Annotated in this window: 2 protein-coding genes; both read right to left on the bottom strand. The window is 46.1% G+C overall.

Going from position 1 to position 4,275, the window contains the following annotated elements; translation table 11 throughout:
* Nucleotides 1-40: 40 nt before the first annotated feature.
* Entirely contained in the window at nt 41-2,707 is a 2,667-nt protein-coding gene (gene hsdR / locus Q7P41_RS10125) for an EcoAI/FtnUII family type I restriction enzme subunit R (protein ID WP_303883997.1), read from the bottom strand.
* A 381-nt stretch (nt 2,708-3,088) separates the two neighbouring features.
* Nucleotides 3,089-4,275 (bottom strand): lipopolysaccharide assembly protein LapB (locus Q7P41_RS10130; RefSeq protein ID WP_303883998.1); only part of this gene is annotated, 1,187 nt, incomplete at its 5' end.

The raw sequence follows: 4,275 nt of genomic DNA on the forward strand, positions 1-4,275 counted from the left end.
ATTTCGTTGGCAAGCGTCTCTCTAGTCTGTGGCCCGTTCATCAAACCGCCTCCTCATATATCCTTCTCCTCACTTCCTTAAGAGTTTCTCCAAGCTTATCAAGCCCACCAAACCATTTACTTATTTTAATGGCGCGACCCCATTTGGAGAATGGAGTAACGTTGAAGATCTCCGGCTCCAATTGATCTATCCCGCCCACCCTATATTTATCCAACAGTTCTAATATAACCCTCCGTGCATCATCATGATGGCGAGCGATAAACGCCTGTTCACGATTTCGGAAAGCTGTCGCTCTTTCGCTACGGGTACGGATGGGGCTTCCAAAGGCTATGTGACAAAGGAGATCAAAAGCATCGGCCTCGGGTTGGCCTAAGACCTCGGCAAGCACCTCTGGATGAATGCTGGATTGCCTGAGGTCTTTGATAAAAGCTTTACGGCGGTCGCTATCCACCCATATTTTACGCAAGTCGTCCTGCGTGAGTGCCTTTTGATTTAAGTTATTTCTAGTATAGTCCAGGTATTCTTTAAGAGAAAGTTGAGTTCCTGTAGCCTCTATCACAAAAACCGCCTCGTCTGCTATGGAGACCTCTAAGCCTTCAACACGAATCTTGCCACCCTTTTTCTTTGCGGGTTTCAACGGAACGTCAATTTCAGTTACCTCGTCTGGTACAGTTTCTATCGCTATTGTACGATCAACGAAATTTGTGGCGTTCACAATCAGCTGAAGCTGTCCTGCCGGGAGCTGTTGAAAATAAAAGCGTCCGTTATCGTCGGTCAAAATAGGCCCTTGCTGGCTATTAGGATCTGTACGGACACTGACTTTGGCGCCAACAATATATTCTCCTGTATCAACATTAAAGACCGAACCTGCCAATGTGGCTGTCCGTGGGCCTATCGGTGGCTCAAACGGTGGCATTGGTGGCCGATCCCATTCGTCAAACAGGCGGGTTGCGTTGGTATAATCGATAATACGAAACCAATACTTATCGGTGCTTATGTCTATACGACAGCCACGACCGATAATTTGTTTAAACAGTACAGGTGATGAGAGGGTCTTCATGAACACTATATTGCGACATGAGGGCACATCAACGCCTGTTGAAAGAAGCTCTGCGGTAGTTGCCACAACCGGAGTCGACTTGTCAGAATCTGCAAAGGCCTCTAAGGCTCGTCGTCCGTCTTCTCCTTCCTCTGAAATAATGGGGACAGCGTAGTTAGAAAATCCCGTCTCAGGCCCAAATTCATCTTGAAGAAGACGCGCAACCGAACGCGCGTGATCCATATCGACACAAAACACCATTGTCTTTTGCATTTTGCCAAAACGGCGTAACAACCCTGCCAAATGACGCGCCATTTCTCGCGTGCGATCGGGAAGCGTGATTTCTCTTTCAAATTGGGGTGTAGTGTAGATTTCTCGCGGCTCAGTATCTTCCGGTATAAATACTTCCGCACCCTGTTCGATGGCTTCTCGAAGGTGAAGCCCGTTTGCATCTATTGTCGTTCGTACTCTATGCACTTTGTAAGTGGCCAAGAAACCGTCGTCAATACCTTTGCCTAAACTGTATGAGAAAGCAGGAGGCCTCCAAGTGCCTCTCTCCGAATGTTCCACATCTATAGTTACTTCTGGCTCTTCGGAACAGAAATAGCTATAAGTATCGATGCTCTCGTCTTGTTTGGGCGTAGCCGTCATTCCTAAGTGAATGGCTGAGCCGAAGTGGTCTAGAATTTCCCGCCATGTGCCAAAGCCCGAACGATGACACTCATCAATAATAACTAAGTCAAAGAAATCGGGCGGGAATTTCTTAAAAAGCCTAATACCCTGACCGTCAGGACTCCACAAAGTTTGATATATACCAAAATAAAGATCCCTATTCATCGTAAAGTTATGGCCATCTATTTTGCATCGAGGCTCTACGTTACCATCGGCAAAAGGCGAAAATGTATTATAGGCCTGATCACGCAATACAACGCGATCAGCAAGAAAAAGAATTCTGGCGGACTTTTCAGGATGTAGCCTTTGCAACCAACCTGATTTAATGAGCTTCCATACAATTTGAAAAGCCACAAATGTTTTTCCAGTCCCCGTGGCCATAGTAAGCAGTACCCTTTTTTGGCCATACATCAAGCGCTTGATGACCTCTCGAATTGCCACTTCCTGAAAATAAAAAGGTTGTTTATCGCATACATTGACTGGACAATACGGACAAAGAAGAGGGTTGCGCCGTTTATAGGCTCCGTAAACGGAGGGAGCCTCAGCAGCATATTGAATCATTTGCTTTCCAATGACTCCGGAGTTATGTTGCCATCTGATCCACAATTCCTCCGGCGTAGGAAATCGACTCAAATCCCTGCTTGAGTTTGTAAAAAAATCATATTCAATAATCCTGTGACCGTTTGTAGCAAAGGCAAAGCCCAATCCAAGATCCTGCGCATAGTTTTTTGATTGCTCCAATCCTGACTCGGCTGTTTCGGATTCTGCCTTGGCTTCAATAACCGCAATGGGGAAGGCATCGGTCAATCTAAGAAGGTAGTCAACTTTCTTTGCTTCACCCCTAGTTACACGATCTCCCCTAAGAATAACACGACCGGGTGTATATTGCTGGTCCCTAACGTAATAATGCTCGCGGGTGACCTGCGTATCAGCCCAACCCGAGGCTTTTAATTTCGGATCGATTAACGTAGCTCGGGTATCGGCTTCATTTTTCATACAGTTGTCACCTACTATCTTTTTAAATAGTTTAAATTTTTTTATATAAATTTATACGTTCCGTAGGTGATTTTTTGCTAATATCCCACCTCAGTTGTAATCTACAATTACCCGCATCCAATGTCAAGATAATATATAAAATCAATAAATGAACATCAAAATTAGACTTTACCCTCAAAACGTGCAAGAAATGTTATTCCTGCCAAATATTTAAGGTATCATATTAAGCTCCACGGCATAATAAATGGTCCACAAGAACCAATAAATAATGCATGACTTTATCAACCAAATCAAAACCATTGCTATTATAATATAGTTAAAAGAATCACACGCAAAGCTGTCTCTACATCTTTGGGTTATAGCCGTTTGATTAGGAGCAATTTATTGTTGTTTCTGCGCGTTAATGACATTTATTATCCCCGCCAAGGCATCGAGGCGAGCCAGAGGGTCTTGTATCGTTTGAGCGACCTTTAAGCTTTCATCAAGCTGTCCTGCCCGGGCCATAGTCATAACAATCATAGACAGCCTACCTGATCTGAGATCGGCGTCTGCAATCCTTTGAGCTGCTTGCAGCGCCTGATCGTACTGCCCGGCTGATGCCATCGCTTCTGCAAGGAGGAAAAACACATAAATCCCGGATTGTTCGCTTTTGTTTTCGTTAACGATATCTTCGGCAATCTGCAAGGCCTTGTCGAACTGTTTGGCCAGTGCAAAGGCTTGAGCAACAACAGAAAACGAAAAATTGCGTTCATATCCTTTTATGCTCTGTGCCGTTTGCAAGGCCAGGGTATATATTTGTCCTGCAGGTTCCTGCTGTCCGGCCATTGCCATGGCTGCCGCAACGCACGAAAGCCCTTGGCAACGTTTGTACGGGTCTTTGATTTCCTGGGAAACCTTTATGGCTTGGTCGAATTGCCCGGCTTTCGTCATCTCCTTGATAATGTTCAAAAGCGCTGATTCACGCCAACGCACGTCCTTGGTCCCCTTGGCAGTTTGCAGAGCTCTGTCGAACTGTCCGTCCTTTGCCATTTCCTCGGCAATCCAGGCAAGGTACTTGTTATCACCGCCCTTGGCGACTTGCAATGCCTTATCAAATTGGCCTGCTTTTGCCATGACTCTGGCAACCTCGCTGATCCACCCCGAACGTTCATCTTTATCTTCTAAGCTTTTGGCCACCTGTAGGGCTTGATCTGCAATATGCTTGGCGCGCTCCCTTTGTCCGGCTTCAACCATGACCCCAGCGATGCCCACAAGGCCGTAACAGCGATAGAGTAAGTCGCTGACCTCCTGAACAACCTGTAACCCTTGGTCAAGCTGCCCAGCTTTAGCCATCGATATGCCAATTTCAGCCATTGCATAGGAACGACGATCAACATGAGGTGAGATCCAAATTCCTTTGGCAACCTGCAAGGCCTTATCGAACTGTCCTACCCTCGCTAAGCTTTTGGCAATCTCCATTACCGCCCATGACTGGGATTCCTTGTCACCAATCCTTTGTGAAATTTCCATAGCCTTGCTGAAAGTTCCGAGGGCACTATCGGTCTGGCCCGCCCTTGCCATCGCCTCAG

Source organism: Acetomicrobium mobile (assembly GCF_937920065.1).

Coding starts and splice junctions, on each gene's coding strand:
- hsdR (WP_303883997.1), bottom strand. CDS start 2,707: ATGAAAAATGAAGCCGATACCCGAGCTACGTTAATCGATCCGAAATTA.